Here is a 25,855-nt window from a genome sequence, read left to right on the forward strand (position 1 = left end):
TGGGGTACTGCGCGAGCATCCGCTCACGCGATTTCGCCCTTCACGTTCGAGGCGAGCGATCACTCCCTCTTGGATCCCCGCATCCGGAGCGACGATCCCGAAGTCGCTCGACTGGCGTCATTGCAACGGAAGGAAGGAAGCCGCTCTTCGGGGTAGCCCCTTCACAACTGGTTTAGCCGTATCAGGCAGTCGAGGAACCGGGACGCGTGGCCGCGACCGGGTGGGGCGCACCGATGATCCGCTGTCCGCGTTCCAGAGCTCTCACTCTGAAAGTCGAATGCCCTTTCCGAACAGCCATTCCTACCAAGCAGGTGCCAGGTGACATCGCATTTTCGGGTTTCGAATCTGACCAAGATCTTCGGGTCCAATACCATTGTCGACGAGCTCAACCTCGACATCGAGGACGGTGAATTCCTCGTCCTCCTCGGGCCCAGTGGGTGCGGCAAGACCACTACCCTCCGGTGTATAGCGGGACTAGAGACCCCCGAGAGCGGGTCGATCACCTTCAAGGACCGCACCGTCTTCGACGCCTCTAGTCGCGTCCACGTGCCGGCGTACAAACGCAATATCGGCATGGTTTTCCAGTCGTACGCGTTGTGGCCCAACATGACTGTGCGCGAGAATATTCGCTATCCGCTGAAGGTGCGGCGGATGAAGGAAGCCATCGCGAGCGGGCAGGTCGAAGCCGCCGCCGAGATGGTGGACTGCGGGGCGCTACTGGATCGGTATCCGTCCCAGCTCAGCGGCGGGCAACAGCAGCGCGTAGCCGTTGCCCGCGGCCTGGTCGCGCAACCGGATCTCGTGCTGTTCGACGAACCCCTCAGCAACCTCGACGCCCGGCTGCGCGATCAGGTGCGGTCCCAGATTCACCAGCTCCACCAGCGGCTGGGATTCACGGCGGTTTTCGTCACGCACGACCAGGCGGAGGCGTTCGCCCTCGGCGACCGCCTCGCAATCATGAAGGCCGGCAAGATCGAGCAGTACGACACACCCGAACGGGTGTACGAGACACCGGCCTCCGACTACGTCGCCGCCTTCATCGGAATGTCGAACCGACTCGAACTGGTGCGTGGCCACGACGGCTGGATGACGCGCTCGGGAGCACCCGTGGATCTCGACACAGCCATCGTCGACGGCCGCCACCTCCGCGGTGACGCTGCGGTTGCGCGGCTTCGGCCCGACGATCTGACACTGCACCGTTCTGTCGACGAGATCGGACGGGGACGGGTGGCATTCACCGGGGAGCTCGTGACATCGGAGTACGGCGGGCGCTATTTCGACGTGACCGTCACCGCGGGAGGCGAGCCGCTGTACCTGCGCGCCGAGGCGTTTCACCACGGATCGTGGCTGCGCACTGCGGCCGCCGGTGCGCCCCTTGCCGTGAGTTTCTCCCCGAGCGCGCTTCGGGTGTTCCCCTCCCCCGGCGGAAAGGTCGATGACCTGCCTGTTCCCGAACTCGTCCACACCACTGCCGGAGCGGAAGCATGATGACCGCCGCGACCCTGACACGCACTGCGCGTCCCCTCACACTGAGTTCGGCGTGGCGGACACGGCTCGGCTACGGCGCGCTCATGGCGGTTCTCGCCTATCTGGTCGTACTTCCACTCATCCGGCTCCAGTCGTTGGCCTTCGAGGATGGTGGGCGCGGATTTCGGGCTCAGTACGGCCGGTACGACATCGTGCAAACCATCCGCACCACCGTGTCCCTCGCCGTGGTATCGCTGGTCATCGCGATGGTGCTCGGCACAATCCTCGCGTTCGCCGCGACCCGGCTGCCTCACCGCCTGAGCTTCCTGCGCATCATCCCCATCCTCCCCGTCGTGATGCCTGCGGTCGCCAACGTGGTCGGCTGGGCGTTCCTGCTCTCGCCAGGACCCGGATACCTCAACGCCCTCCTCCGCATGCTCCCGTGGTGGAACGATCTCGAATCCGGTCCGGTCGACATCTACAGCACATCCTGGATCATCATCCTCACCGGTTTCGGCCTCACCTCGTTCGTCTACCTCTTCGTCAGCGCCGGCATGCAGAACATCAGCTCCGAACATCTCGAAGCGGCGCAGATCAGCGGGTCCTCGACCCTGGGAGTGTTCTTCCGCGTAGTCCTTCCGCTGCTCCGACCATCTCTGGTCTACGGCGGCGGAATCGCCCTGCTCCTCGGACTGGGCCAGTTCACCGGACCACTCCTGCTCGGCCAGAACGCCGGCGTGAAGGTACTGACGACCGAGATGTACCGCAGGGTGTCGGAGTCGCCTTCGGACTTCGCGGCCGCAGCAGCAGCCGGATCACCTCTCGTGCTGTTCGGTGTGGTTGTGGTGCTCGCGCAGAAGATGCTTCTCGGCAATCAGAAGCGCTTCGTCACCCATGGCGGAAAAGCGTTCGCCCCGAATACCGGCCGCTCGGCCTGGGCCGCCGTCTCGATCTCCGTGTACGCGATCGTCGCGCTTGTGATACCCCTGATCGGGTTGGTTCTCGTGGCCCTGTCGCCGTACTGGTCGGAAACTCTCACGTGGAACCTGTTCACCCTGGACAACTTCCGGGCGCTCTTCGAGACGGCGAGCATCGTCGATGCTGTCTGGACCAGCATTGGCACCTCACTGGTGGCGGTCGCGATCTGTGTGCCGATCGGCTTTCTCACTGCCACGCTGCTCGTGCGTGGTCGCCGGCATCGGGTCCTGGCGGTGATCGGTGACGTCATCACCGCTCTACCACTGGGTATTCCGGCGGTGATCTTCGGCGTCGGTTTCCTGCTGACCTACACCGAACCCCCGCTGATCCTGTACGGCACGAAGGCGGTGATCGTGCTCGTCTACATCGTGCTGATGGTGCCGTTCGCGACGCGCATGCTCATGACCGCGATGGTCTCCCTCGGCGAAACGTACGCCGAGGCGTCGGCAACGAGCGGGGCGAGCCCCTTCGTCACGAACGTCCGCGTGATTCTGCCCCTGATGCGGCCGGCCGTGCTCAGCGCCGTGTCGTTGATGTTCATCCTCCTGACCCACGAGTTCGCCGCGTCGCTGCTGGTGCGCGCCGCGACGACACAGGTGATGGGCACATTGCTGTTCGAACTGTGGGAGAACGGATCGTATCCCCTCGTGGCCGCGATGGCGCTGCTGATGACGGCGGTCACCAGCATTGGTGTCGTGATCGCCATGATCGTGGGCGGGCGGAATGTGCTGAGCAACCTGTAATTCGCAGTGTCGCCCCCAGAGCCGCGTTGAAACGAAGGAGAATAGATGGCTGTCGTTTCCGACCGGCTCCGTGACAAGGTGGTTCTGCTGACCGGCGGCACCGGCGGCCTCGGTGTCGAGATCGCCCACAGGCTCGCGGGTGAAGACGCGCGCGTCGTCGTGACTGATCTTGACGTGGCACGCTGCCGTGAGACCGTGCGGACGCTGGCGGTCCCCGATCGTCACGACGCCCATTCCCTCGACGTCACGTGCGAAGTGTCGTGGACGACGGTGATCAGCGCAATCGAAGATCGGTACGGCGCCCTGCACGCACTGGTCAACAACGCCGCGATCGGCAGCGTCGCCACGGTGGAGAACGAGTCAATGCAGACGTGGGACCGGGTAATCGGTGTCGGTCAAACCGGAACATGGTTGGGGATGAAGCACGCCGGACCGCTGATCGAACGGAGCGGGGGCGGTTCCATCGTCAACATGTGCTCAATCCTGGGGACCGTCGGCGGGATCGGCAACAGCGTCGCCTACGCGGCCGCCAAGGGCGCCGTCCGCACCATGACGAAGAACGCCGCCCTGCACTGGGCGAAGTCCGGCGTGCGAGTCAACTCGCTGCACCCGGGCTTCATCGGCACTCCGCAACTCCTGGAGCGGTGGGAAGGCAGCGAACGGCATCGTGAGATGCTGGCTGGCACACCAATGGGACGGCTCGGACGCGTCGAAGAGATCGCGGCGGCGGTCGCCTTCCTGGCCGGTGACGACTCGACCTTCGTCACCGGTTCGGAGATCTACGCCGACGGCGGGTGGACAGCGGCCTGAGAAACAACGCCCGCTCACCGAATATCAGGCGGGCTGGGAGAAGCGATTCATTCAGTGACGTTCCGCAACCCGGCGCCCGAGAGGGTCCGAGATGAGCAGTGGCACCTCATGATTGACCGGAACGCCTGCCCTGGTGACGGGCGCCGCCCGCAGCATCGGAGCAGCGACTGCGGGACTGTTGCACCGCCACGGCGCGCGAGAGCCGCCCTGCGACCGCCGCGCGTCACGCGCCGACGATGCGCAGAGTGGCGTCGCGAACGTACTGGTTGAGCTGGTCGAGACTCATGTCGCCGCCGGGGCGGTACCAGCGCCACACGCTGACGAGGAGCCCGAGGACCAGACGTGCCATCAACCGTGGATCGGCGTCGGCGAATATCCCGGCGCCTATCCCCTTCGCGATGAGGAGGGACCACGCCTCCTCGATCGAGTTCGCCAGCGCACGTGAGGTTTGCCGCTCGGCTTCTTCCTTCTCGGAGTGCCGGGGGGTGGCGAGCAGATCCATGTGACTGTGGAGGATGCGTCGCTGCAGAGCGTCCCGGGGTGTCGCCTCCAGGGCGCTGGTGCCGGCGGCACCGAGCGCCTCCACCGGGTCGTCGACGCCCTCGATGGCGGCCGTGAAGCGTTCGAGCGACTCCGCCAACTCCAGGCGCATGATGGTCAGCAGGCAGTGCGCCTTGGACTCGAAGTAGTGGTAGAGCGCCGTCTGGACGATGCCGACCTCGTCGGCGACCGACGCCCACTTCGTGTGCTCGACGCCCACTTCCCCGAAGCGTTCGATCGCGGCCGTGAGGATGAGCCCGCGCTTGGAACGCGGACCATCGCGGAGCGTCATGGCTTCTACGGACACGGGATCCCCATCCATCTGTTGTCGGGTCGGTACCGGTAAGGCTACCTGAACTGAGGTCGGGTCGAGTCCGTCGACTACGGTGAAGCGACCATGACAGCGGGACCTGGTCGAGGCGCAGGCCGCAGCAGCGTCGCCCTGTTTTCGCCGCGGGTGCGTTTCCGGAGCGTGGGGTCTCAGTGATCTCGACGCGTGCCTGGACTGGTTCGCCGAACTGACCATGACGGTGGACATCGACGACGCCGACGACGTGGTGGTTGGCTCACTAGACTTCACGTTGATCCCTCTCGGTACCGAGGATCGGCGCCGTGGGCGCTGGGCATGTCAACCGCCCTCGAGGCTCTTCCGGCGGCACGGTCGCGACTCGGTGGGGTCCGGAACACCACGGTGTCGCTCTCGCTCGATCAGCTCCGGTCCGCTTCCCCACCACCGGCACCGGCACCGGACGAGTAAGGGCCCGGTCGGCGACCGCGTTGGCGTCGGCGTCGGCGACGAGTTGGTCGCAGTACTGCAGGTCGGTGACATCACCGGCGAGGGCGGTTACCTCTCGATCGCCCGGGTGTGCCGGCGACTTCTTTCACAAAACTGGGATTCAGGACGTTTGTGATCGATAACCGTCAGCTCGTGGTGCGCCCCCGGATATCGGCGAGCTCGGCGCGCAGTTCCTCCACCCGTTCGCGGCTGGCCTCGGTCTGGGTGCGTGCGGCGGCTCACCCAACAAGGCGACCTGGATCGGTGCGCTTGCCGGTGCCACTCTCTCGTCCACGCTCATGTGCTGGTCCACCGCGTTCGATGGTATTGCACGGCGTGGGTGCGGGCGTCTTCTCGCACGGTGCAAAGATCGGTGCATGGCAACGGCTGCTCAATGGATCGAAGGCGCTCGTCCGCGCACCCTCCCGAACGCGATCGCCCCGGTGCTCGTGGGCACCGGCGCCGCGGCGTCGCTCGGCGGCGCGGTGTGGTGGAAGGCAGTACTGGCACTGGTGGTCTCTCTCGCGTTGATCGTGGGCGTCAATTTCGCCAACGACTACTCGGACGGGATCCGCGGCACCGACGACGAGCGGGTGGGCCCGCTGCGGCTCGTCGGGTCCAAGCTGGTGAAACCGTCGGCGGTGAAGGCTGCGGCCATCGCCTGCTTCGCCGTCGCCGCGGTGGCGGGTCTGGTCCTTGCCGCCACCACCGCGTGGTGGCTCGTGCTGATCGGCGCCCTGTGCATCGTGGGCGCCTGGTTCTACACCGGCGGCAAGAAGCCCTACGGGTACAGCGGCTTCGGCGAGGTCGCCGTCTTCGTGTTCTTCGGTCTCGTCGCCGTGCTGGGCACCCAGTACGTGCAGGCCGAGACGGTGGACTGCGCCGGTCTCGTGTCCGCGATCGCCGTCGGTTCGTTCTCGAGCGCGGTTCTCGTCGCCAACAATCTGCGGGACATTCCCACCGACACCGAGTCCGGCAAGCGCACGCTCGCCGTCCGGCTCGGCGACTCGCGTACCCGAATCCTGCATCTCGTCACGCTGACGGTCCCGTTCGTCGTGACGTTGGTCCTGGTGCTGCGCACCCCCTGGTCGCTCGTCGGACTGCTCGCGCTGCCACTAGCGGTCCGGGCGAACGCGCCGGTCCGCTCCGGAGGCCTGGGCCTCGCACTGATTCCGGCGCTTCGGGATTCGGGGCTGGCGATGCTGATCTGGGGCGCCGCCACCGCCGTGGCTCTCTCGGTCGCCTGAGCCTCGATGCACCGATTCGAATGAGCGCCTGAGAGTGTCATAACGTCGAAATACCCTGTCGTAGTGGAAGAATAAGACTTCTCTAGGGTCAGATTCAGCCACACCGAAGGGCATCTCGTAGATGGAATTATCTCACACCCGACCCGTCGCTGCGGCCAGGTTCGACGACCCCAATCTCGTGGCGACCGCGGGGCTGGTCCCGGTGATTGCGTTGGCGCAGGCCAGCGGCCTGCTCACCCTCGCCGACGAGCACCTGAGCGTGCCGACCGACAAAGGCGCCAACGCCGGCCGCAAGATCGGGTCCCTGGTCGGCGGGATGGTCGCGGGCGCCGACAGCATCGCCGACCTGGGCATCCTGCGGCACGGGGCGATGGGGACCGTCTTCGACCGCCCCTATGCCCCGTCGACGTTGGGCTCGTTTCTGAGGGAGTTCACGTTCGGGCACGTCCGCCAGCTCGATGCCGTGGCATCCCGCGTGCTGATCGGCCTTGCCGACCGGACACCGGTGGTGGCCGGGATCGACGCCGGGCGAGTGCTGGTCGATATCGACGACACGATCATCGAGGTCCACGGCCACGGCAAGCAAGGGTCCGGGTACGGCTACTCCGGGGTGCGCGGGCTGAACGCACTGCTCGCCACTGTCACCACGCAGACCGCTGCGCCGGTGATCCTCACCCAACGCCTACGCCGAGGAGCCTGCGGCTCCGCACGTGGCGCGGCCCGCATGGTCGCCGACGCCCTGACCACCGTCGACCGGCTGCGTTCCCAGGCCGGCGGGGCGGGTGGAGATGGGGCGCCGAAAGTCCTGATGCGGTGCGATTCGGCGTTCTACGGCCATCCCACCGTCGGTGCCGCGATCCGCGCGGGCGCGGACGTCTCGGTCACGGTGCGCCTGACCTCCACCATCAAACGGGCGATCGCCTCCATCGACGTGGACGAGTCCGCGTGGACGCCGATCGAGTACACCGACGCCGTCTACGACGAGGACACCGATACCTGGATCTCGCGGGCGGAGGTCGCCGAGGTACCGTTCACCGCGTTCGCCTCCCAAAGAAGGCCCACCAGATCCCCGGGCGGCTGGTCGTACGCCGCATCCCCGACCTGCGACCACCCAAGGACCAGGGCCAGGGCACGTTGTTCGACATCTGGCGGTTCCACGCCTTCTTCACCACAACCGACCCCACCGACCTCGACACCGTAGCCGCCGACAAAACCCACCGCGGGCATGCCGTCATCGAGCAGGTCCACGCGGACCTGAAGAACTCCGCCCTCGCGCATCTCCCGTCGAACTCGTTTCAGGCGAACGCCGCCTGGCTCGTCGCCGCGGTGATGGCCTTCAACCTCACCCGCGCCGCCGCCACCCTCACCGGCGATCCCAAGCTGACGAAGGCGACCACCGGCACCATCCGGCGCACCCTCGTCTCGGTCCCCGCACGCATCGCCTCCTCCGCCCGACGCCTGACGCTGCACCTACCAACCCACTGGCCCTGGGAAACAGCATGGATAACTCTGTTCGACAACACCTTCGGTCGCACGCAGCCGATCATCGCCTAACAGCCACCCCACCTGCCCAGCCTCGACGCGAAAGACCCAGTGGAACAACCCGACCCACAGGTCGGACGATCACCCACGCCCGTAACCTACTCGCTACCGCACAACGAAACTCAGCACCGGCACATCAGTCGATCGGTGAATTTGGGCTGAGCGGCCGCCGGGTCAGTCGCCGTCCGGGAGGACGATGCCGAGGATGAAGTTGACGATCGAGATGATCAGGCCTCCCCACACGGCGGTCCAGAAGCCGTCGACGGTCAGGCCGTAATCGGTCTGGGAGCTCAGCCATGCGGTGAGCAGCAGCATCAGGGCATTGATCACCAGGGTGAACAGGCCGAGCGTCAGGATCAGCAACGGCAGCGACAGCAGCTTCACCAGTGGTTTGACGAAGATGTTGACGAGGGTGAACACCGCCGCGATGCCGAGCAGCACCACGATGTCCCATCCGGTTCCGTTGCCCGAACTGGAGATGTCGATGCCCGACACCCAGGCTGCCGCCAGCCAGATCGCGATCGCGTTGATGACGAGGCGTACCAAGAAGGTCATGGGTGCATGCTGGCACATCGTTCGGACAAACGGGAACCGGATAACCCGGGACCGGGAGGGTCAGGCCGCGCGGTCGTCGAGTGCCGCGTGCACGCGACGGCGGAGTTCGCCGACACCGACCTGGACCTCGAGAATCTCCCGTGTCGTACCGTCGGCCACTCTCAGCACTCCGAGGAAGATGTGCTCGGCGCCGATGTGATCGTCCTTGCGCGCCAGTGCCTCCCGCAGTGACAGTTCGATCGCCTTCTTCGCGTCGCGGGTGAACCCGATGTGCCCCGACTTCCGGCCGAACCACCCGCGCTTCTCCGCCGGCTCTTCGGGATCGAGGACGCCCTTGCCGAAATTCTGCTCGAGGCTCTGCCGCACCGCGTCGAGGTCGATCCCGATCGATTCGAGCGCTTCCGCATCGGCGTCGCTCAAGGCCGTGCCGCGGGTCGCGACGGTCGATCGCGACTTCTCCTCCTCGATGCCGGCGTCGGCGAGGATGCCGTGGACGGGTTCGGTTTTCACGGACAGCAGCGCGAGTACGAGGTGTTCGGGGCCGATCTGGGGCGACTTCAGTGCGCGCGCTTCCTGTTGCGCGCCGATCACCACGGCCCGGGCGTCCGTCGAGAATCGTTCGAACATGCGCCGTTACCTCCCTCTCCGGTTGTGCTTCTGATGGACGGCCTGCCTGCTCACCTCGAGGGAATCGGCGATCGCCTGCCAGGACCAGCCCTGGGCGCGGGCGTTGGCGACCTGGATGGCCTCGAGCCGTTCGAGGAGACGCCGCAGCGCACGCACGGCCCGCAACCCCTCGGCGGGGTCTGGGCTGCCCGCCGCTGCGGCGAGCGTGGTTGCTTCGGTCATTCATGTCAATTTAGGTTGACACCGACCGGGTGTCAACCCTCCTTGACAGATCTCGCGGCGGCCGTCAGTACGCGGCGACCGCCCCGTCGACCGCGATCTGCAGTTCCTTCTGCACGACGTGGGCGATGTCCATCGGCTTCGCCGGGAGGTCGAACAGCGGTTCCCCGACGAAGACGCTGGCCGACTTCACGCTCTCGGGGTCGGGCCCGTGGGCGTCCGGCCCGTAACTGATGCCGATGGACAGCAGCACGGGTGAGACTCCGCGATCCGCCGCACGTTTCGCGATGTGACCGATGCCGCTGTTGATGTGCTGCAGGCGGGTCGGGTCGTCCTCGTTGCACGTGCCCTCGGGGAAGATCGCCAGGTTGTCACCGCGACAGAGCCGTTCGGCGGAGATGTCCATCATGAGGCGGCCCGCGTCGGCGACCGCCCGGAGACCGTAGTTCTTGCTGCGGAACACCGGGATGCCGCCCATCATGTCGACCTTCTGGTGCAGGTCGGGGTCGACGAACAATTCGTCCTTGGCGAGCACCCGGGTGCGTCCGATCGCGCGGCGCAGCGGCGTGTTCCAGGCCGTGGCCGCAAGCGTGTACTGGTCGCTGTGGGTGATGTGATTGGCGGCGACGATCAGCACCCTGCCGGACTTCACGAGCCCCGCCAGCTGCGCCTTCGCGTCGTCCGCGTACACGACCCGCGGCCGGTATTTCGCATACAGCGACGCGTACGCCAGCTTGGCGAGCATCCGATTCTGCTGATGGTCGCGGTAGTACGCGTACACCGCTTCGAAGTTCTCGAGAGTTACCTCGGGCTTGTCCATGCTCGTCCCCGCTCCGTCGTCCTATCGCCAGGGTACCAACCTACGGTTGCGTAGCCTACGGTGGAGTAAGTTTTGGGAAAGTGCAGGGAAACTGTGCGAACAGCACGATTTCGGGTACAAAAGACCTGTGATCCGCCCGGCCATTTCCACCGACCTGCCCGTCCTGCAAGACATCGAAATCGCGGCGGGTGCGCCGTTTCGTGACATCGGAATGGACGCTGTCGCCGACGATCCCCCGTTCACACTCGACGAGTTGACCGAATACCTCCAGCTGGAATGCATTTGGGTCGCGGTCGACGCAGACGATGCCCCGGTCGCATACGCACTCGTCGCCGTGGTCGACGGGGCCGCCCACATCGAGCAGGTGTCGGTCCACCCCGGCCACGCCCGCCAGGGCCTCGGCGCCCTGCTCCTCGACGAGATCTCGTCGTGGGCGGCGGTCCGCGGGCTGCCCGCCCTCACCCTCACCACGTTCGTCGACGTCCCGTGGAACGCGCCCTACTACGAGCGGCTGGGTTTCCGCCCCCTGCCGGAGGACGCCCTGACCCCGGGCCTGTCACGCATCCGCGCCGACGAGGCCCGGCACGGCCTCGCCGCGTGGCCGAGGGTCACGATGTCCCGCCCGGTGACGGCGCCGGTGCGCACCGGCGCGACCGCGCCTCAGCCGGGCTGACCGGGCCACTCCCCGGTCGCCGCGAAGCGGTCGAGCACCGCGGTCGGACCGGTGAGGTCGATACCCTCCCCGGCCACCCAGTCGTCGTCGAAGTAGGTGTCCGCGTAGCGTTCGCCGCCGTCGCACAGGATCGTGACCACACTGCCGGACCGTCCGGCCGCGAGCATCTCCGCGACGACGGTGAACGCACCCCACAGGTTCGTGCCCGTGGAACCGCCGACCCGGCGACCCAGCACCGAACTGGCATGGCGAGCCGTCGCGATGGACGCGGCGTCGGGCACCCGCATCATCCGGTCGATGACCTGCCCGACGAACGACGGCTCCACCCGCGGCCTGCCGATGCCCTCGATGCGCGAGGGCATCCCCGTCGCGTAGTCACAGGAGTTGGTGTCGTAGCCGCCGAAGAACGCCGAGTTCTCCGGATCCACCACGAGCAGCCGGGTCGCGTGCCTGCGGTAGCGGATGTACCGGCCCAGCGTCGCGCTGGTGCCGCCGGTGCCGGCGCTCATGACGAGCCACTCCGGCACCGGGTGCTCTTCACGAATCATCTGGTGGTAGATCGACTCGGCGATGTTGTTGTTGCCCCGCCAGTCGGTGGCCCGCTCCGCGTGCGTGAACTGGTCCATGAAGTGACCGCCCGTCTCCGCGGCGAGCCGTCGGGCCTCGCTGTAGATCTCCGGCGGCCGGTCGATGAAGTGGCAGCGACCGCCCTGCGCCTCGATGAGGGCGATCTTCGCGCCGCTCGTGCTGCGCGGCATGACGGCCACGAAGTCGAGGCCGAGCATCTTCGCGAAGTACGCCTCGCTGACGGCGGTGGACCCCGAGGACGCCTCGATGACCGTCGTCCCCTCGGTGATCCATCCGTTGCAGATCGCGTAGAGGAACAGCGATCGGGCCAGCCGATGCTTGAGGCTGCCCGTGATGTGGGTCGACTCGTCCTTCAGGTAGAGCTGCACTCCCCATTCGACGGGCAACGGGTACCGCAGCAGGTGCGTGTCGGCGCTCCGCTGCGCGTCGGCGTCGATGAGACGGACGGCGTTGTCCACCCAGTCACGCGGAAGGCTCCGGTCGATGACGACGCAGTCGCCGTCCGTCACCGGGACGTGCCCTCACCGCGGAGCCTGGCACGCAGGTCGGCCTGGTCGGCGCGACGCTGCGCGTCGAACGCGGCGATCCCCTCGTTGACCCGCCGGCGGAGTTTCGCGAACAGCAGCAGCGACAGCGGGAGTGCGATGAGGACCGCGAAGATGGCGGCGACGAGCAGCGGAACGGCGACTCCGACTAGTGCAGCCACCCCGAGGATGATGGCGCCGATGACGACGACCAGCAGCAGCCGGGCGATCGAATAGATCGCGACGTCGCGCGCCAGCTGCCCCTTGGTCACCCGCCCGTCCTGCTTCGCCGGTGCGCTCGAATCGGCTGCGACGGGGCGCTCGACCTGGTCTTCTGGCTTCTCGGATGACTCACTCACGCTCCCAGGTTACCCATCGCCGAGCCCGCCCCCCACACGTCCGACTTATCCGATTTGTCTATTACCTCCCCTTTACCAACATTAGATCGTTCGAGTACCCGGGGGGCCAGATGTCACGATGGCCGAGATCAGTCGCAACAGCGGCCGGCTTCAGCACAGACCAGTCGAAAGCAGTGGAGGACCGTCGATGAGCGCACCCACCTACAACGGACCCGGATTCAGCGGATCCAACGAAGCCCTCATGACCCCGGGCCAGGTGGCTGCCCTGTTCCATGTCGACCCGAAGACCGTGACGCGATGGGCGCACGCGGGCCGGCTCGGATCGCTGCGCACCCCCGGCGGGCACCGCCGCTTCCGCGAGGCCGAGGTCATGCAGCTGCTCCGCTCCCTGACGACGGAGGCGGGCCGACCCTGATATTGGGCGGGCAGCCGTAGAGCTGACCGCGACCGCACTACCCGGACGCCCTGCGACCGGGTAGGTGCCCTCTGCCGCCGACGCGGCTACGCTCAGGGATACCGGCTACCCTCGAGCGGTGTAAGGAGGTGTGCGGTGATCTATCTGTTGGCACTCATCGGGCTCGTGACAGTGGCGGTCCTGCTCTGGAAGGCGTTCGGCCCGAACACCAGGCCCGTGCTCAGCAATCGGGTGCAGGGACCCGACGACGATCCGGATTTCCTCTGGAAGGTCGATCGGGAGACCCGTCGGAAGAAGTCCGACGAACCCGATACCGGTCCGGCGGACCCCGCCGGGTGAGCCGAAGCCGGGGTGCCGGTCGATCCGGCACCCTCGATCTCATTGCCTCAGCGACGATCCTGTAGCGCGAAACTGGACGCCGGGAAGTCCGACGCCACCGCGGCGGCCAGTTCGAGAAGAGCGTTGCGCGTCTTGGGACGCAGCCGCTCGAGTTCGATCTCGGCGCCCTCTTCGAGGTGCGGATCGAACGGAATCAGCCGGACCAGGCGGCACCGCTGCTCGAAGTGCTCGACGACCTTCGGTAGATCCACCTTGCCCGACCGCGGGCGGACTGCGTTGACGACGGCCACCGACCGGGACACCAGTTCGCGGTATCCGTGGGCGTCGAGCCAGTCGAGGGTCGCGGAGGCGCTGCGGGCGCCGTCGACGGACCCCGAGCTGACCACCACGAGCGCGTCGGCCTCTTCGAGGATGGTCTGCATGGCGGAATGCATCAGTCCGGTGCCGCAGTCGGTGAGGACGATGCTGTAGAACTTCTCGAGCATCGTGATGGTCCGCGAGTAGTCGTCCGCGCTGAACGCCTCCGACACCGCCGGGTCGCTGTCGGACGCGAGCACCTCGAGCCGGTGCCGGCTCTGCGACGTGTAACTGCGGACGTCGCTGTATTTTTCGATGCTCTGCTCGTCGCGCAGGAGATTGCGCACCGTGGCCGGCGTCTCGAGGGGAATCTTCTGACTGAGCGTGCCCCGGTCGGGGTTGGCGTCGACGGCGATGACGCGGTCGCCGCGCAGTGACGCGAACGTGGAGCCGAGGGTCGCGGTGGTGGTGGTCTTGCCCACTCCGCCCTTGAGGCTCAGCAGCGCGATCTTGTAGCAGCCCTGCAGCGGCTGGTTGACCTGCTTGGTCAGCTCGATCCGGCGCTGTTCCTTCGCGCTGTTGCCGACGTTGATGTAGCGGCCGGACAGTTGGTACAGCGCCTTGCGAAATCCCGTGGTGGGGGCCGGCTTGACCTGCTTGAGGAGCAGCGACGTCGACAGGTCACGCGCCGACACCGCGTACTGCTGATCGGCATTCGTGTTGTGCGGGCGGAGTTGCTGGGGTGCGTTCTGGGCCGGTGCCCGCTGCGGCGGCGTGAACGTTCCCTGCGCGGGAGTCTGCTGCGGGGCCGGGGCCTGTTGCGGGGCCGGGGCCTGCTGCGGGACGGGTGCGGCGGCCGGGGCCTGGGTCTGCGGCCGCGTGGGTGCGGCGGAGGGCGCCTGGGCACCGGGCTGCGCGAACGGGTTGGGACCCTGCGGCTGAACGTACGGGGCCTGCCGCGCGGCGTTCCACGCGGCGGCCGATGCGTGGTCGTCCCCGGGCGGATTCGATGCAGGCCGTACCGGCTCCCACATGCCGGCGTTGTTTTCGGACATGGCTCAACATCCCCCTCGTGAAGTCTCCATCGTCCCCACCGGATCACACCGGTCGGAGACGTCGCGGCGGAAGGATATCAGTCGGTGACTACCGTCAGTTGAGGCCCGCGTACGAGTGCAATCCCGACACCACCATGTTGATGATGAACAGGTTGAACAGCATCGCGACGAAGCCCGCCACGTTGATCCATGCGGCCTTGGTGTCACGCCATCCCGACGTCGCACGGGCGTGGAGGTAGGCGGCGTAGATCACCCAGGCGATGAACGACACCGTCTCCTTGGGGTCCCAGCCCCAGAATCGGCCCCAGGCGGCCTCGGCCCAGATGGCGCCGAGGATGACGCCCGCGCCGAACAGCGGGAACCCGATGATGGTGGTCTTGTACGCCAGCCGGTCCAGGGTCTGCGCGTCGGGCAGCCGCTCCGCGATCCGCGCGAACACGCCCGTGCCCTCCTCGCCGCGCGGGTACCGCATGCGCAGCAGGAACAGCAGGCTCGCGATGCCCGACACCAGGAACACACCGGAACCGACGCTCACGATGGTGACGTGGATGGGCAGCCAGTACGACCGCAGTGCGGGCACCACGGGTGCCGCGTCCGCGTACAGCACGGTGGCGGCGAGGAACATCAGGATCAGGACGGGGACGAGCAGGAACACCCACATCGACCGGTACGCCGGCTTCGACAGGAGCGCGAGACCGACGACGAGTGCCGCCGCGCAGGCCATCGTGACGAACTCGTACATGTTGCCGAGCGGGAACCGCTCGGTCGCGAATCCGCGCAGCACGATCGACGCGAAGATCAGCACCGTGCCGACGACGAGCACGGCCGCGCCCATGCCGCCGAAGCGCTCGGACATGGGTTTCTTCGGCTGCTCGACCAGTCGACCGGGCACCGAGGGCGCGTCGGCCGAGCGTGCACCGGAGCCTGCCGACACGAGTTCCCGGTCCTGCACCGCCTGCGCCCGGGTGGACGCGTACTGCACGATGAGCAGCACGAGTGCCAGCACCAGGACGGTGAAGGCAGATCGGAAGGCCCAGTCGCTGTACTGCGCCAGTGTCTCGTTGGTCGTCATCGTTGGCTCTCCTGCGCGTCAGGCTTCGTGTCGTCCGTGAGCAGACGGGTGCAGAGTCGGCCGAACTCGTCGCCCCAGCCGGCCTGATCGGTCCGGGCGAGTCCACCAAGCTCTACTACAGTACGTCGTGGGTCAAGATCGGAAGCGTCCGCGGGGTAGATGCGGGCCCACACGCGGCGACGCTTGACCAGCAGCGAGACGAGCAGTCCGGCCATCATCGTCAGCGCCGACACCAGCACCCACTGCTGCGCCGGGTCGTGCGACACCTGCAGGTTCACGAAGTCCACGGCACCGTCGAACCGCACCTGGGTGCCGTCGGCCAGCGTCGAACTCTCCCCCGGTTTCAGATTCACCCGGTCCTGCTTCACGAGCCGGCCCTGGTTGATCAATTCGGTGTTGAGCGAGAACAGCGACTGCGGATTGCCCGTGTCGAGGCCGGTGTCGCCCTTGTAGATGTCGATGGCGACGGCCGGGTCGTTCATGGCCGGGTAGCTCGACGCCAGCAGATTGCCGTGCAACAGCGCGGTCGGGGCGAACAGTCCCTCGATCGCGATCTGATTCTTCCGGCGCTCGTCGGTGTCGGTGTACATGCCGCCGGGCGGGTCGAACCGCATCGCACCGCTGCTGAGGAACGTCGTCGCGTCGTCGGGACGCCACTGCAGTGTCTCGGTGCGGGTTTCCCCGTTCGGGAACGTGACGGTGAACGTCGGCGCGTACCCGTGCCCCTGCAGGTAGACGCGGTCGCCCTCGACGCGCAGCGGGTGGTTGACCTGCAACTGTCCGTCCCGCCACGTGTTCGTCTCGAGGTCGTCACCGGCCTGGTAGGCGATGTTGGACGTGAACATCTCGGCCTGACCGCTGTCGAGGTAGTCGGCGGCGAAGTCCTTGACCTTGACGCACAGCGGCGTCATGCCGGTGCCGTCCTGCGTGTTGCCCGCCTTGAACGAGTCGAAGACCGCGGGCGACGTGGTGCAGAAGCCGGGACCGTTGTTGGCGACCACGATGACGTTGCCCTCGTAGCCGAACAGCTTGCCGACGGCGATCGCGACGAGCAGCGCCACGAGCGACAGGTGGAAGACCAGGTTGCCGAGCTCGCGGAAGTAGCCCTTCTCCGCGGAGATGGTGATCTCGCCGTCGTGCGTTGTGCGTTCCCCTCCCGCGCGGGTCTCGACCCGCCACCCCTTCAGGTGGGTGCGGATGCGGGCGGCGAGTTCCTCCGGCGTCTCGCCGACGCGGTCCTCGTGGTGGTGCGGCAGTCGCGCGAGGTTCCGCGGGGCAGGCACCGGACGGGTGCGCAGCGCCTTGGCGTGGTCGACGCAACGCGGCAGGATGCAGCCGACGAGGGAGATGAAGAGCAGGACGTAGATCGCGGTGAACCAGAAGCTGCCGAACACGTCGAACAGCTCGAGCTTGTCCATCCACGGACCGAGGGTCGGCCGGTTCGAGATGTACTCGTCGACCTTGCCCGCGTTGAGGCTGCGCTGCGGGAGCAGCGCGCCGGGAATGGCCGCGAGGGCGAGCAGGAACAGCAGCACCAGCGCCGTGCGCATGGACGTGAGGCCACGCCAGGTGTTGCGGACGACCGCGAACGCGCGGCCCGGCAGCGATTGACGGGGCACCGGTGCGGCTTCCGGGGCCTCGGAAATCTGGGTGTCGCTCATATAGGGAGGGTCACTTCCGAGATAAAGGCGTCGCGAACCCAGCCGACGAACTGGTCCCACGCGCCGGTGACGAGGGCGACGCCCACGGCCACCAGCATGATTCCGCCGAAGATTTGAATGGTGCGCGCGTTGCGGCGCAGCCAGCCGACACCGCGCAGCGCCCGGGACGAGCCGAGCGCCAGGATCACGAACGGCAACCCGAGGCCGAGGCAGTACGCGACGATCAGGGCCACTCCGCGGGCGGCGGTGGCACCGTCGGTGCCTGCGGCCAGGGAGATGACACCCGCCAGGGTGGGGCCGAGGCACGGGGTCCAGCCCAGCGCGAACACGGCACCGAGCAGCGGGGCCCCGGCGAGGCTGGAGATGCGGCGCGGCTCGAGCCTCGTGTCGCGCTGCAGGGCCGGGATCAGGCCGATGAACACCAGGCCCATGGCGATGGTGACCACCCCGCCGACCCGCATCAGGATGTCGCGGTTGATCGCGAGCGCCGAGATGGCGCCGAACACGGACGCGGTGGCCAGCACGAACACCACGGTGAAACCGGCGACGAACAGGGCCGCGGCGCCCGCGACCCGCAGCCGACCGTCGGCGACCGTCTTCGTGCGGGTGGCCGCCTCCTCCGCGGTGACGGCCGGGGCGTCCGCGCCGACCACACCCGCGAGGTAGGACAGGTATCCGGGAACGAGGGGCACGACGCACGGCGACGCGAACGACACCAGACCGGCGAGGACGCACGCGCCGAGCGCGAGCAGCAGCGGTCCGGATGCCGCGGTGGACTGGAAGGCGTCGCCGACGCCGCCGGCGAGAAGGGTGGTGCTGGTGCTCACGATTCCTGCGCCGCCCGTTCGACCACCGGCTTCAGGTCCTCGGCGAGCAGTTCCTTCAGGAACACCGCGGCCACGCGGTGGTCCCGGTCGAGCACGATCGTGGTGGGGATGACGCTCGTGGGGTAGTTCTGTCCCAGCGCGATCATCGTCCGCATGGCGGGGTCGTAGATCGACGGATACGACACCTTGTTGTCGATCACGAAGTCCTGCGCCTTGTCCTGCTGGTTGTCCCGCACGTTGATCCCGAGGAACGACACTCCCTGATCCTTGGTCTCCTCGTACACCTGCTCGAGGTCGTTGGCCTCACCCCGGCACGGGCCGCACCACTGCCCCCACACGTTGAGGACCACGACCTGCCCCTCGAAATCGTCGAGCGAGGTGGTCTTGCCCTCGGTCATCAGATCGGGTCCGGACACCGTGCCGATGGTGCCGCGGTCGGCAGGCGGGTCGTAGAAGATCTCCGTCTGCCCGCCCGGCGACACGAAGTCGAACGTGCCGCCCTGGGCCACGGCGTCGTCGCCGGACGCACACGCCGACAGCGACACCGCGGCCGTACAGATCACCGCGAGAAGCCCGGCGAAGCGCCCCCGACTCATGCCCCGGTCACCCTCGGATCCGATGCGCCCGCGGGCTCCGAGTACACGATGTCGATGAGGGTGTCGCCCTCGTAGACGAGGGAGGTCAGCGACGCGAGACCGCACTGACGATGCCGCGGGTCGTGCCACAGCCGCTCACCCTGAAGGAATCGGCGGAGAGTCCAGACGGGGAGTTGGTGGCTGACGACGACGGCCTCGTGGCCCACCGCCGACACGCGGGCGCTGTTGACGGCGGCCAGCATGCGGTGCGCGATCTGCAGGTACGGCTCGCCCCACGACGGTGTGAACGGGTCGCGCAGTTTCCACCAGTGCCGGGGACGGGACAGCGCACCGTCGCCGACGGACACCTTGAGGCCCTCGAATTCGTTGCCCGCCTCGATGAGGTTCTCGTCGGTCGCAATCTCGACGCCGTGCGCGTCGGCGATCGGAACCGCCGTCTCCTGCGCCCGCTGCAGCGGCGAGGACACCACGTGCGTGATGTCGTGCTTGGCCAGCACCGACGCCACCGCGCGGGCCTGCGCCTCACCCGTCACCGACAGCCGGAACCCGGGGAGCCTGCCGTAGAGGATTCCTCGCGGGTTGTGCACCTCGCCGTGCCGGAGCACGTGCACGATGGTGCGGGTCTGTGTGTGGTCGGGATGATCGGCTTCGGTCACGTTGCGATTCCTCGGGTCGGGACGGGAGGGCGGGTGGGTGTCGGCGGCAAGGCTGCCGGCCGCGAGGGGGGAGGACACGTCAGGGCTGGACGGCCGCGGCGGCGGCCTTCGCGGCGTGCGGCAGGGCGTCGGCGATGATCGAGAAGGCTCTGTCGTCCATGGCGGCGGAGACGAACCATGCCTCGAACGCGCTCGGCGGCGGGTACACCCCGCGTGAGAGCAGTCCGTGGAAGAACGCGGGGAAACGCCAGGTCTGGGCGGCCTTGGCCTCGGCGTAGTTGGTCACCGGGTCTTCGCTGAAGAACACGCTGAGCATCGTTCCGGCGGTCTGCACCCGGTGCGGCACGCTCGCGGCGGTCAGCGCGTCGGACAGCAGGGTTCCGAGGGTGGCGCTGTTGCGCTCGAGGGCGTCGTACACGCCCTGGTCCGCGGCGCGGAGGCTGGCGAGCCCGGCCGCGACGGCGACGGGGTTCCCGGACAGGGTGCCTGCCTGGTAGACGGGACCGGCCGGCGCGAGATGGGCCATGACGTCGGCGCGACCACCGAATGCGGCGGCGGGCAGACCACCGCTCATCACCTTGCCGAACGTGTACAGGTCACCCGCGACGCCGTCGAGGCCGTACCAACCGGCGGAGCTGACCCGGAATCCGGTCATCACCTCGTCCATGATGAGCAGCGCGCCGTTGTCGCTGGTCAGCTTCCGCAGGCCCTCGTTGAATCCGGGCTGCGGCGCCACTGCGCCCATGTTGCCTGCGGCGGCTTCGGTGATGACGCACGCGATCTCGCCCTCGTTCGCGGCGAAGGCCTGGGCGACGGCGTCGAGGTCGTTGTAGGGAACGACGATGGTGTCCTCGGCCTGCGCGCCCGTCACGCCGGGCGACGTCGGGAGGCCGAACGTGGCGAGCCCCGAGCCGGCGTCGGCCAGCAGCGCGTCGACGTGTCCGTGGTAGCAGCCGGAGAACTTGAGGACCTTGGTTCGGCCGGTGAAACCGCGGGCGAGGCGGACGGCGCTCATGGTGGCTTCGGTGCCGGAGTTGACCAGGCGCACCTTCTCCACCGGCGCGACGCGGGCCACGATCTCCTCGGCCAGTTCGATCTCGCCCTCGGTGGGCGCGCCGAACGACAGGCCGGTGGCGGCCGCCTTCTGCACGGCCTCGACGACGGCGGGGTGCGCGTGCCCGAGGATCATCGGACCCCAGGAGCAGATGAGGTCGACGTAGTCGTTGCCGTCGACGTCGGTGAGTGTGTAGCCGGACGCTTCCCTGATGAACCGGGGGGTGCCGCCGACCGAGTGGAAGGCCCGCACCGGGGAGTTGACGCCGCCGGGAATGACCAGATCAGCCCTCTCGAAGAGCTGGGCGGAGCGGGATGCGTGCACGTCGGGGTCACCGGAGGAAACAGTCACGGCCTCCAGTGTCCCAGTTCTGTCGAATTTGCCAACGACAGGGTGTAGTGGGTGGCCAGGATCACTCCGCCCGATCCGTCGCGCCGGGCGCTTCCGGGACGAGCGAGGCGAACATCGCCCGCATCTCCTCGGACAGCTTCATCAGTTCCACGTAGCCGCCGAGCGGTCCGCCCTCGAGGTACGCGAACTCCATCCCGACGCCCTCGAACCGGCCGCGCTGCACCACCGACAGTCCCCGGCGTCCGGCCTCGGCGAGGGTGGCCTCGAAGTCGTCGGGAACCCAGGCCACGTGATGGACGCCGGGACCGCTGGTCTCCAGCTGTTCCGTGTAGAGGTTGCGTCCCGACACCGGTTGGATCAGTTCGAGCTGCTGTCCGCCCTCGTATCCGAGCGACACGTGGACCACGTAGTCGGCGGGCTGCCCGCGGTAGGTGCAGTGCTCGGGTCCGAAGTGCACGTCCGGGAGCCGCAGCCATCGCGCGACGCCCAGCTGTTCGGTGAAGTACCGCTCCGCCGACTCGATGTCGTCGACGACCCAGCAGATCTGGAAGATCGGGCCGTGGACGAGACTCATGCCATCTTCCCGTTGTCCACCGAGTACACGGCTCCGTGGATGGCGGAGGCGTCGTCGGATGCGAGGAAGGCCACCGTCTTCGCCACGTCCTCGGGTTCCATCAGCCCTCTCGGGGAGGCCGACTTCATGACGAGCTCGAAATCGACACCGTCGGGGAACGCGAAGTTCGTGACCTGCGGCGTCATCATCCCGCCCGGGCAGACGGCGTTTATCCGCAGCGGCGTGCCGGTGAATTCGAGTGCCATCGCGCGGGTGAGTCCCACCAGTCCGTGCTTGGCCGCGCAGTAGCCGGCCGAGTACGCCTGCCCCTGCAGTCCGGCGACGGATGCGACGTTGACGATGTTGCCTGCGCGTTCGAGCAGGTGCGGCAGCGCTGCCCGCGACAGGTAGAACGGCCCGTTCAGGTTCACGGCGAGGTCGCGCGCCCAGTCTTCGTCCGTGACGTCCGCGGTGTGCCGGAGGGTGTGCGAACCGGCGACGTTGATCAGGACGTCGACACCGCCGAGCCCGGCGACGCAGGCTGCCACGGCCGCAGTGCACGCTTCCGGCGAGGCGACGTCCGCCGGTGCACAGTGCCCCGCGGCCTCCCGTCCGGCGATCCCGATCATGGCCTGCCGCAGCGCATCCCCGTCCCGCGCGACCCCGAACACGCGGGCTCCCCGGTCGGTGAGGAGCCGGGCCACGGCGTGCCCGAGCCCCGAGGACGCCCCGGTGACGAGAGCGACCTTCCCTGCGAACGTTCCCCGATCCGTGTCCTCCATCAGTCGATGATGCACTGCGTGCCGATCGGAGGTTCACAGATTGCCGCGGGCCGCCTGCTCACGCTCGATGGATTCGAACAGGGCCTGGAAGTTGCCCGCCCCGAACCCGAGCGAACCGTGCCGTTCGATCAGCTCGAAGAAGATGGTCGGCCGGTCGCCGAGCGGTGTGGTGAAGATCTGCAGGAGGTATCCGTCCTCGTCGCGGTCGACGAGGATTCCGCGCTTCTGCAGTTCCTCCACCGGCACCCGCACCGTGCCGATCCGGGCACGCAGCTGCGGGTCCTCGTAATACGCGTCGGGTGTCTTCAGGAATTCGACGCCCTCGGCGCGCAGCGCGTCCACTGTCGCGAGGATGTCTCCGGTCGCGAGGGCCAGGTGCTGGCAGCCCGGCTCACCGTAGAACTCGAGATATTCGTCGATCTGCGACTTCTTCTTTCCCACCGCAGGTTCGTTGAGCGGGAACTTCACCCGGTGATTGCCGTTCGCCACGACCTTCGACATCAGCGCCGAATACTCCGTGGCGATGTCGTCGCCGACGAATTCGGCCATGTTCGTGAACCCCATGACCCGGTTGTAGAACCGCACCCAGTGATCCATCCGGCCCATTTCGACGTTGCCGACGGCGTGGTCGAGCGCCTGGAACAACCGCTCGGGCTTACCCGGTCGCGCCGCGAAACCGCTGGAGCGCGCGACGAATCCGGGCAGATACGGGCCGTCGTACCGGCTGCGGTCGACGATGGTGTGCCGGGTGCTGCCATACGTGGCGATCGCCGCGAGCCGCACGGTGCCGAACTGATCCGTGACGTCGCGCGGGTCCTCGAGAATGATCGCGCCCTGCGAGCGTGCGTGCGCGATGCAGCGGTCGACGTCGAGAACTTCCATGGCCAGGTCCACCACGCCGTCGCCGTGGGCCCGGTGATGGTCCGCGAGCGGGCTCGTCGGATCGACGGCGCCGTGCAGCACGAACCGTGCCGACCCGGACTCGAGGACGAACGACTTGTGCGAGCGCTGACCGGTCTCCGGCCCGGCGTAGGCGACGAGGGTCATGCCCCACGTGGAGACGAAGTACTGCATGCTCTGCGTCGCGTTGCCGCACGCGAACACCACGGCATCCATCGCGACCACGGGAAACGGATCCGACGCGTCGTCGTGTTCGACGAGACCGACCAACTGCCGGAGCTCGTCGGTCTCCAAATGTGCGGCCACCTCGCGGGGCGTCAGGCGAATGTCGGCGATAGTCATATCTCACTGTGATCCAGCACACATCACTGCGCAACGGTACCCCTTGACGCTGCTCAATCTGTACAGGATGCTGGATGAAAATACGGTTTGACCCTACATATTGACCAGGGACGCCATGAGTATCGATCGACTCGACGCGGCACTGCTCGACCTGCTCCACGCCGAGCCGAAGGTCGGGGTGCTCGAGGCGTCGAGACGCCTGGGAGTGGCGCGCGGCACCGTCCAGGCGCGACTCGACCGGCTCGAACGTACCGGTGTGATCACTAGTTCGGCACCGACCCTCGACCCGGAGGCCTTGGGGTTTCCGGTGGTCGCGTTCGCCACCCTCGAGATCGCCCAGGGCAACGGGCACGCCGGGGTCGTCGAGCACCTGACCGCCATCCCCGAAGTGCTCGAGGCGCACACGATCACCGGGGCCGGCGACGTCCTGGTCCGCGTGGTGGCGCGTACCCACGCGGACCTGCAGCGGGTGATCAACTCGATCGTCGACGGGCACAACGTATTACGCTCGTCGACCGTCATCGCGACACAAACCCAGATCGCCCTGCGCCACGACCAACTCGTCCGCGCCGCGGCCCCGCCGCCAACCGTCAGCGGTCCTCGGGACTCAACTCGTCCAGCAGAGAACTGAGCACGGAGCAGGCGTCGTCGAACCGGTCGTGGCCGACGATGCCGCCCCAATGGTGCTCGATCTCGGCGACCCGCACCGCGGCGTCCTGCAGCGCCTGCCGTCCCCGCGCGGTCGGGACGACCAGTTTCGCCCGCCGGTCCCGCGTGTCCGGAATCCGCTCGACGTACCCGAGGTCCTCGAGATCGTTGATCAGTTCGGACGCGGCGGACAGACTCAGTTCGGCACGGGAGGCGATCTCCGTCAATCGCCGGCCCTCCCAGCCGATGTTGCCGAAGATCTGTAGATGCGGCGGGCGGATGTCGCCGTAACCGCGTTCCGCCATGGGCTCGCTCAACTCCCGGCGGAACTCGTGCAGCAAACGAACCAGCAGCTGCCCCACCGCCGGCCGATCGGACGGCAGACCTCTTGACCGTTCCATGACACAGGAGAATACTACGGTTACCGAAGTTTCGGTTTCCGAATCAATACTCGACATCACGCACCTGGGGCATCCCATGGACACACAATCGATCACCCGAACCGTCCCGACGAGCGTCGGGAACCTCGCCGTCCACGTCACCGGCAGCGGGCCGCCGACCGTGCTGTGGCACAGCCTTTTCGTCGACTCGACGACGTGGGCGCCCCTGCGCAGCCATCTGGTCGCGCACCGGCAGTTGATCTCGATCGACGGACCCGGCCACGGGGCCAGCACAGCCGTACAGCGGCGGTTCACGATGGACGAGTGCGCTACGGCGGCAATCGCCGTCCTCGACGCGCTCGACGTCACCGAGCCCGCCGACTGGGTGGGAAACGCCTGGGGTGGACACATCGGACTCGTCGCGGCCGCCGACACTCCCGACCGGTGCCGCACCGTGGTCACCATCGGGACACCGACCCAGGCCCTCAGCCGCAGGGAACGCGCCAGGATCGTGCCGATGGTGTGGGCCTACCGCATCGCCGGACCGATTCCACCGCTCACCACCGCGGTGATGAACGTCCTTCTCGGCAAGGAGCTTTCACGAACGCACCCGCAACAGTTTCAGGCCGTCTCCCGCAGCTTCCGGCAGGCTCCGCGACGCGGCATGCACCAGGCGATGCAGTCGATCATGCTGCACCGCAAGGGCCTCGACCCTCTCCTCCCGCTGATCGGGGCGCCGACGCTGATGGTCGTCCCCCGCGCAGACACGATGATCTCCCTCCAGCAGGCACGGGCCGCCGCGGCGACGATGCCGCACGCCGCGGCCACCACGGTGGACGGCGCCGGCCACATCACACCCCTGATCGCCGACCCGGCCGCACTCGCCGACCTGATCACCGCCTTCTGGCGCGACCCCGTGGGATACCTCGCGATGATCAGCACCTCGGCATGACGAGCGGCCACCCGATCCCGGACCCCGTCGGTCCGGGACAGGAATCGGTGTGGGACTACCCGCGGCCACCCGTGGTCCAGCCGAGCGGCGAGTTGGTGGAGGTGCGGTTCGGCGGGCAACTCGTCGCACGCACGCGCAACCCGCTGCGTCTGCTCGAGACGAGCCACCCGCCGACGTACTACCTGCCGCGCACGTGTTTCGCCGAGGGGGTCTTGCATCCGGTTGCCGGGAGCACGGTGTGCGAGTGGAAGGGGCGAGCGGATTATTTCGACGTCGTCGCGGGCGGACACGTCGCCGAGCGTGCGGCGTGGCACTATCCCCGGCCGGTCGCCGGGTACGAATCTCTCGTCGGGCACGTTGCGGTCATGCCGGGATCGATGGACGGCTGTTTCGTCGACGGCGAGCGGGTTCGGCCCCAGACGGGGGGCTTCTACGGCGGGTGGATCACCGATCGAGTGGTGGGCCCGTTCAAGGGTGTGCCCGGGAGTCGCTTCTGGTGATCGTCCTG

General features: G+C 67.6%; 28 protein-coding genes and 1 pseudogene. 11 read left to right on the forward strand and 18 right to left on the reverse strand.

The annotated features are described in order from the left end of the window. Positions 1-318: 318 nt before the first annotated feature. Genes FND50_RS28300 through FND50_RS28310 form a run of 3 tightly spaced genes read left to right on the forward strand, consistent with a single transcriptional unit; the run spans position 319 to position 3,998 of the window. Positions 319-1,488, forward strand: a complete 1,170-nt coding sequence (locus FND50_RS28300) for an ABC transporter ATP-binding protein (RefSeq protein ID WP_144287899.1) — start codon at positions 319-321, stop codon at positions 1,486-1,488. Continuing rightward, the gene (locus FND50_RS28305) at positions 1,488-3,188 is read left to right on the forward strand and encodes an iron ABC transporter permease (RefSeq protein ID WP_144289181.1); all 1,701 of its coding nucleotides are present in this window, start codon (positions 1,488-1,490) and stop codon (positions 3,186-3,188) included. The genes FND50_RS28300 and FND50_RS28305 overlap by 1 nt, the downstream gene beginning before the upstream one ends. Positions 3,189-3,233: 45 nt before the next feature. Further along, on the forward strand, positions 3,234-3,998 hold the full coding sequence (locus FND50_RS28310; RefSeq protein WP_144287900.1) for an SDR family NAD(P)-dependent oxidoreductase: 765 nt from the start codon (positions 3,234-3,236) through the stop codon (positions 3,996-3,998). 223 nt (positions 3,999-4,221) lie between these two features. Here FND50_RS28310 and FND50_RS28315 read toward each other — a convergent pair whose 3' ends face one another. Next, complete coding sequence (locus FND50_RS28315; protein ID WP_144289182.1) at positions 4,222-4,830, reverse strand: TetR/AcrR family transcriptional regulator; 609 nt, start codon at positions 4,828-4,830, stop codon at positions 4,222-4,224. 860 nt (positions 4,831-5,690) lie between these two features. On the opposite strand from FND50_RS28315, the gene FND50_RS28325 reads away from it, so the two are divergent. Together FND50_RS28325 and FND50_RS28330 are read left to right on the forward strand one after the other, a co-directional pair. Next, the gene (locus FND50_RS28325; protein WP_144287901.1) at positions 5,691-6,560 is read left to right on the forward strand and encodes a 1,4-dihydroxy-2-naphthoate polyprenyltransferase; all 870 of its coding nucleotides are present in this window, start codon (positions 5,691-5,693) and stop codon (positions 6,558-6,560) included. Between the two features lie 121 nt (positions 6,561-6,681). Continuing rightward, positions 6,682-8,114, forward strand: a pseudogene (locus FND50_RS28330) (IS1380 family transposase). A gap of 162 nt (positions 8,115-8,276) precedes the next feature. On the opposite strand, the gene FND50_RS28335 reads toward FND50_RS28330, so the two are convergent. The 4 genes from FND50_RS28335 to FND50_RS28350 form a co-directional block, all read right to left on the reverse strand. Further along, positions 8,277-8,657 (reverse strand): phage holin family protein, encoded by a 381-nt coding sequence (locus FND50_RS28335; RefSeq protein WP_144287902.1) that lies wholly within the window; start codon positions 8,655-8,657, stop codon positions 8,277-8,279. A gap of 60 nt (positions 8,658-8,717) precedes the next feature. Beyond that, positions 8,718-9,284 (reverse strand): Clp protease N-terminal domain-containing protein, encoded by a 567-nt coding sequence (locus FND50_RS28340; protein ID WP_144287903.1) that lies wholly within the window; start codon positions 9,282-9,284, stop codon positions 8,718-8,720. A 6-nt stretch (positions 9,285-9,290) separates the two neighbouring features. Further along, entirely contained in the window at positions 9,291-9,506 is a 216-nt protein-coding gene (locus tag FND50_RS28345) for a hypothetical protein (RefSeq protein WP_005258323.1), read from the reverse strand. Between the two features lie 64 nt (positions 9,507-9,570). Then, positions 9,571-10,323: a 1-acyl-sn-glycerol-3-phosphate acyltransferase gene (locus FND50_RS28350; protein WP_144287904.1), complete on the reverse strand. Its 753-nt coding sequence runs from the start codon at positions 10,321-10,323 to the stop codon at positions 9,571-9,573. 127 nt (positions 10,324-10,450) lie between these two features. On the opposite strand from FND50_RS28350, the gene FND50_RS28355 reads away from it, so the two are divergent. Beyond that, positions 10,451-10,996 (forward strand): GNAT family N-acetyltransferase, encoded by a 546-nt coding sequence (locus FND50_RS28355; RefSeq protein ID WP_005258327.1) that lies wholly within the window; start codon positions 10,451-10,453, stop codon positions 10,994-10,996. Here FND50_RS28355 and FND50_RS28360 read toward each other — a convergent pair. Then, positions 10,984-12,093, reverse strand: coding sequence for a PLP-dependent cysteine synthase family protein (locus tag FND50_RS28360; protein ID WP_144287905.1), 1,110 nt, complete (start codon positions 12,091-12,093; stop codon positions 10,984-10,986). The two genes, FND50_RS28355 and FND50_RS28360, sit on opposite strands and share 13 nt — an antisense overlap. Beyond that, the gene (locus FND50_RS28365; RefSeq protein WP_005252020.1) at positions 12,090-12,467 is read right to left on the reverse strand and encodes a DUF4229 domain-containing protein; all 378 of its coding nucleotides are present in this window, start codon (positions 12,465-12,467) and stop codon (positions 12,090-12,092) included. The genes FND50_RS28360 and FND50_RS28365 overlap by 4 nt, the downstream gene beginning before the upstream one ends. 187 nt (positions 12,468-12,654) lie before the next feature. Between FND50_RS28365 and FND50_RS28370 the strand changes: the two genes are divergently transcribed. Together FND50_RS28370 and FND50_RS28375 are read left to right on the forward strand one after the other, a co-directional pair. Next, positions 12,655-12,882, forward strand: coding sequence for a BldC family transcriptional regulator (locus tag FND50_RS28370; RefSeq protein ID WP_005252019.1), 228 nt, complete (start codon positions 12,655-12,657; stop codon positions 12,880-12,882). Between the two features lie 135 nt (positions 12,883-13,017). Further along, positions 13,018-13,221: a hypothetical protein gene (locus FND50_RS28375; protein ID WP_037233412.1), complete on the forward strand. Its 204-nt coding sequence runs from the start codon at positions 13,018-13,020 to the stop codon at positions 13,219-13,221. A gap of 47 nt (positions 13,222-13,268) precedes the next feature. Here FND50_RS28375 and FND50_RS28380 read toward each other — a convergent pair whose 3' ends face one another. The 10 genes from FND50_RS28380 to hppD form a co-directional block, all read right to left on the reverse strand. After that, on the reverse strand, positions 13,269-14,573 hold the full coding sequence (locus FND50_RS28380) for a MinD/ParA family protein (RefSeq protein ID WP_144287906.1): 1,305 nt from the start codon (positions 14,571-14,573) through the stop codon (positions 13,269-13,271). Between the two features lie 94 nt (positions 14,574-14,667). Next, positions 14,668-15,645 carry a c-type cytochrome biogenesis protein CcsB gene (ccsB, locus tag FND50_RS28385; RefSeq protein WP_005566502.1) on the reverse strand — a complete coding sequence of 326 codons (978 nt, stop codon included), beginning with the start codon at positions 15,643-15,645 and terminating at the stop codon, positions 14,668-14,670. Beyond that, entirely contained in the window at positions 15,642-17,306 is a 1,665-nt protein-coding gene (locus FND50_RS28390; RefSeq protein ID WP_144287907.1) for a cytochrome c biogenesis protein ResB, read from the reverse strand. Before FND50_RS28390 ends, ccsB begins: the two co-directional genes overlap by 4 nt. Next, positions 17,303-18,133 carry a cytochrome c biogenesis CcdA family protein gene (locus tag FND50_RS28395; RefSeq protein ID WP_005252012.1) on the reverse strand — a complete coding sequence of 277 codons (831 nt, stop codon included), beginning with the start codon at positions 18,131-18,133 and terminating at the stop codon, positions 17,303-17,305. Before FND50_RS28395 ends, FND50_RS28390 begins: the two co-directional genes overlap by 4 nt. Beyond that, positions 18,130-18,729: a TlpA disulfide reductase family protein gene (locus tag FND50_RS28400; protein WP_144287908.1), complete on the reverse strand. Its 600-nt coding sequence runs from the start codon at positions 18,727-18,729 to the stop codon at positions 18,130-18,132. Before FND50_RS28400 ends, FND50_RS28395 begins: the two co-directional genes overlap by 4 nt. Then, on the reverse strand, positions 18,726-19,385 hold the full coding sequence (locus FND50_RS28405) for a histidine phosphatase family protein (protein WP_005566498.1): 660 nt from the start codon (positions 19,383-19,385) through the stop codon (positions 18,726-18,728). Before FND50_RS28405 ends, FND50_RS28400 begins: the two co-directional genes overlap by 4 nt. 79 nt (positions 19,386-19,464) lie before the next feature. Further along, positions 19,465-20,790: a glutamate-1-semialdehyde 2,1-aminomutase gene (gene hemL / locus FND50_RS28410; protein WP_144287909.1), complete on the reverse strand. Its 1,326-nt coding sequence runs from the start codon at positions 20,788-20,790 to the stop codon at positions 19,465-19,467. Positions 20,791-20,851: 61 nt separating this feature from the next. Next, positions 20,852-21,364, reverse strand: a complete 513-nt coding sequence (locus FND50_RS28415) for a VOC family protein (RefSeq protein WP_144287910.1) — start codon at positions 21,362-21,364, stop codon at positions 20,852-20,854. After that, complete coding sequence (locus FND50_RS28420) at positions 21,361-22,125, reverse strand: SDR family NAD(P)-dependent oxidoreductase (protein ID WP_144287911.1); 765 nt, start codon at positions 22,123-22,125, stop codon at positions 21,361-21,363. Before FND50_RS28420 ends, FND50_RS28415 begins: the two co-directional genes overlap by 4 nt. Before the next feature lie 33 nt (positions 22,126-22,158). Then, a complete protein-coding gene (hppD, locus tag FND50_RS28425; protein WP_144287912.1) occupies positions 22,159-23,367 on the reverse strand; it encodes a 4-hydroxyphenylpyruvate dioxygenase in 1,209 nt (402 codons plus the stop codon). Between the two features lie 115 nt (positions 23,368-23,482). Between hppD and FND50_RS28430 the strand changes: the two genes are divergently transcribed. Beyond that, a complete protein-coding gene (locus FND50_RS28430) occupies positions 23,483-23,998 on the forward strand; it encodes an Lrp/AsnC family transcriptional regulator (protein WP_144287913.1) in 516 nt (171 codons plus the stop codon). On the opposite strand, the gene FND50_RS28435 is transcribed toward FND50_RS28430, so the two are convergent. Beyond that, positions 23,958-24,416 (reverse strand): MarR family winged helix-turn-helix transcriptional regulator, encoded by a 459-nt coding sequence (locus FND50_RS28435; protein WP_206031912.1) that lies wholly within the window; start codon positions 24,414-24,416, stop codon positions 23,958-23,960. The two genes, FND50_RS28430 and FND50_RS28435, sit on opposite strands and share 41 nt — an antisense overlap. Positions 24,417-24,492: 76 nt before the next feature. On the opposite strand from FND50_RS28435, the gene FND50_RS28440 reads away from it, so the two are divergent. Further along, positions 24,493-25,347, forward strand: coding sequence for an alpha/beta fold hydrolase (locus FND50_RS28440; protein WP_144287914.1), 855 nt, complete (start codon positions 24,493-24,495; stop codon positions 25,345-25,347). Further along, a complete protein-coding gene (locus FND50_RS28445) occupies positions 25,344-25,847 on the forward strand; it encodes a DUF427 domain-containing protein (protein WP_005566486.1) in 504 nt (167 codons plus the stop codon). The genes FND50_RS28440 and FND50_RS28445 overlap by 4 nt, the downstream gene beginning before the upstream one ends. Positions 25,848-25,855: the final 8 nt, after the last annotated feature.

The sequence above is a fragment of the Rhodococcus sp. WB9 genome (assembly GCF_007558985.1).
GTDB classification, from domain to species: domain Bacteria; phylum Actinomycetota; class Actinomycetes; order Mycobacteriales; family Mycobacteriaceae; genus Rhodococcus_F; species Rhodococcus_F opacus.

What these genes read in the sequence shown, in the direction of transcription:
- FND50_RS28440 (WP_144287914.1), top strand. Translation starts at nt 24,493, where the DNA reads ATGGACACACAATCGATCACCCGAACCGTCCCGACGAGCGTCGGGAAC.
- FND50_RS28390 (WP_144287907.1), bottom strand. Translation starts at nt 17,306, where the DNA reads ATGAGCGACACCCAGATTTCCGAGGCCCCGGAAGCCGCACCGGTGCCC.
- FND50_RS28340 (WP_144287903.1), bottom strand. Translation starts at nt 9,284, where the DNA reads ATGTTCGAACGATTCTCGACGGACGCCCGGGCCGTGGTGATCGGCGCG.
- FND50_RS28345 (WP_005258323.1), bottom strand. Translation starts at nt 9,506, where the DNA reads ATGACCGAAGCAACCACGCTCGCCGCAGCGGCGGGCAGCCCAGACCCC.
- FND50_RS28310 (WP_144287900.1), top strand. Translation starts at nt 3,234, where the DNA reads ATGGCTGTCGTTTCCGACCGGCTCCGTGACAAGGTGGTTCTGCTGACC.
- FND50_RS28445 (WP_005566486.1), top strand. Translation starts at nt 25,344, where the DNA reads ATGACGAGCGGCCACCCGATCCCGGACCCCGTCGGTCCGGGACAGGAA.
- FND50_RS28435 (WP_206031912.1), bottom strand. Translation starts at nt 24,416, where the DNA reads ATGGAACGGTCAAGAGGTCTGCCGTCCGATCGGCCGGCGGTGGGGCAG.
- ccsB (WP_005566502.1), bottom strand. Translation starts at nt 15,645, where the DNA reads ATGACGACCAACGAGACACTGGCGCAGTACAGCGACTGGGCCTTCCGA.
- FND50_RS28430 (WP_144287913.1), top strand. Translation starts at nt 23,483, where the DNA reads ATGAGTATCGATCGACTCGACGCGGCACTGCTCGACCTGCTCCACGCC.
- FND50_RS28415 (WP_144287910.1), bottom strand. Translation starts at nt 21,364, where the DNA reads ATGAGTCTCGTCCACGGCCCGATCTTCCAGATCTGCTGGGTCGTCGAC.
- FND50_RS28420 (WP_144287911.1), bottom strand. Translation starts at nt 22,125, where the DNA reads ATGGAGGACACGGATCGGGGAACGTTCGCAGGGAAGGTCGCTCTCGTC.
- hppD (WP_144287912.1), bottom strand. Translation starts at nt 23,367, where the DNA reads ATGACTATCGCCGACATTCGCCTGACGCCCCGCGAGGTGGCCGCACAT.
- FND50_RS28370 (WP_005252019.1), top strand. Translation starts at nt 12,655, where the DNA reads ATGAGCGCACCCACCTACAACGGACCCGGATTCAGCGGATCCAACGAA.
- FND50_RS28400 (WP_144287908.1), bottom strand. Translation starts at nt 18,729, where the DNA reads ATGAGTCGGGGGCGCTTCGCCGGGCTTCTCGCGGTGATCTGTACGGCC.
- FND50_RS28315 (WP_144289182.1), bottom strand. Translation starts at nt 4,830, where the DNA reads ATGACGCTCCGCGATGGTCCGCGTTCCAAGCGCGGGCTCATCCTCACG.
- FND50_RS28380 (WP_144287906.1), bottom strand. Translation starts at nt 14,573, where the DNA reads ATGTCCGAAAACAACGCCGGCATGTGGGAGCCGGTACGGCCTGCATCG.
- FND50_RS28335 (WP_144287902.1), bottom strand. Translation starts at nt 8,657, where the DNA reads ATGACCTTCTTGGTACGCCTCGTCATCAACGCGATCGCGATCTGGCTG.
- FND50_RS28305 (WP_144289181.1), top strand. Translation starts at nt 1,488, where the DNA reads ATGACCGCCGCGACCCTGACACGCACTGCGCGTCCCCTCACACTGAGT.
- FND50_RS28350 (WP_144287904.1), bottom strand. Translation starts at nt 10,323, where the DNA reads ATGGACAAGCCCGAGGTAACTCTCGAGAACTTCGAAGCGGTGTACGCG.
- FND50_RS28325 (WP_144287901.1), top strand. Translation starts at nt 5,691, where the DNA reads ATGGCAACGGCTGCTCAATGGATCGAAGGCGCTCGTCCGCGCACCCTC.